Below are 1,846 nucleotides of genomic sequence, written 5' to 3' on the forward strand. Positions count from 1 at the left end.
CGGTGTTCTGCAGGTCGCGGGTTCGTTGTACGACTCGACGCGGTTCACGGGTACGCCGTTCGGGGGGCTGGTCCTGAAGCCTGTGACCCGTGCGGCCGAGCAGGCGCTGGGCTGGGGCTGGACCTTCGGGACCCTGTTGCTGGTGGTGGCTCTCGGGCTGGTCGCGGCGCGTGCTCTGCCGCAGCCGGTGACCCGGCGGACGGCGTTGCTGGCGGCGCCGGTCGCGGTCACGTTGCTGATGCTGTCGCTGCCGGTGCGTAACACGCTCTACCTGGGGCAGACCAGCATCGTTCCTGTCCTGCTCGTGCTGGCGGGCTGTTTCGCGGTGCGGGGTGAGCGCGCCGGCGGCGTCTTCATCGGAGTCGCGGCCGCTTTCCAGCCGGCCGTGCTGCTGTTCGTGCCGCTGTTGTGGTTCACCGGGCGGCGGCGGGCCGCCGCGAGCACCGGGGTGGCCTTCGCCGCCGCCACCGTCCTGGCCTGGGTGGTGATGCCGCACGACTCGTATGTCTACTGGGTGCATCATCTGGCGGGTGTGGGCCTGGGCGGGCGGGCGGACGACCTGGCCAACCAGTCGCTGCACGGGGCGCTGCTGCGGCTCGGTCTCGAAGGTCCGCTGGAGATCGCGGTGTTCCTCGTGCTGGCCGCGGTTGTCGCCGTGGTGGGCGTGCGCCGTGCCGTCCGCTACGCGCGCGATGGCCAGTTGCTGCTGGCTGTCGCGGTCACCGGGTGTGTGGTGGTCGCGGTCTCGCCGACGTCCTGGAAGCACCAGTTGCTGTGGGTGCTGGGGACCGTGGTGGGCCGGGTCGGCAAGAGGGCCTCGTCGCGGTATGTGTGGCCGGTCGCGGTCATCCTGGTGATGACGCTGCCCGCGAAGATGATGGTGCCCAACGTCGGCGTGCTGTATCCGCTGCGGGACAACGTGGTCCTGCTGGCGGCGCTCGCCTCGGCCCTCGTGGTGCCGTTCTTGTCCCGTACCTCGCCGTACTACCGGACCCCCGTCCCCACCCAGTACGCGCCGAAGGCACAGAGCCGCCTCAGCCGGGTGCCGCTGCTGCGGCGGGTGGCCACCCGCCCGAACCTGCTGCTCGAACTGCTGCTGATCCGGGTCACCTACGCCGCCTACCAGCGCACCCGGCTGGAGGCGGCCGGCAGCCGGGCGGTGGCCGAGGAGCACGCCCGCGAGATCCTCGCGGTCGAGGAGGCCCTGCTCCTCGATGTCGAGCACTGGGTCAACCATGCGGTGGTCCAGGTCGGCTGGCTGCGGGACTTCTTCGACTTCTACTACACGTCGTTCCATTTCGTGGTGCCGCTGACCGTCCTGGGGGTGCTGTACTGGCGCCGCCCCGCCGACTACCGCTGGGCGCGCACGGCCATCGGTTTCACCACGGTCCTCGCGCTCGTCGGGTTCTTCTTCTACCCGCTGGCGCCGCCCCGGCTGATGCCGGGCCTGGGCATCATCGACACCATCCACGGCGTCCAGGACTTCTCCAAGCCCGACTACGGCAGGCTGACGGAGCTGACCAACCAGTACGCGGCGATGCCGTCACTGCATTTCGGCTGGTCCCTGTGGTGCGGGCTGACCATCGCGATCGTCGCGCCCCGCTGGTGGATGAAGGCCCTCGGCCTGCTGCACCCGGCGTTCACGCTCGCGGCGATCGTGGCGACCGGCAACCACTGGGTCCTCGACGCGGTCGGCGGCGCGGCCGTCGTCGGCGCCGGCTTCGCCCTCACCCACCTCCTCACCGGACCACGGGCGAAGCCCGGCAAGCACGACACGAGCACCGACGACAGCACCCCGCAAACCGCCGCAACCGATCCACGCAACCCCGTCCACGGCTGACCCCCA

At 70.9% G+C, this 1,846-nt stretch carries 1 protein-coding gene; it reads left to right on the forward strand.

Features of this window, described 5'->3' with window-relative positions; translation table 11 throughout:
* Nucleotides 1-1,840 (forward strand): bifunctional glycosyltransferase 87/phosphatase PAP2 family protein (locus tag AC067N_RS38855; protein ID WP_478683675.1); only part of this gene is annotated, 1,840 nt, incomplete at its 5' end.
* Nucleotides 1,841-1,846: the final 6 nt, after the last annotated feature.

The organism is Streptomyces sp. NPDC042364 (genome assembly GCF_056437585.1).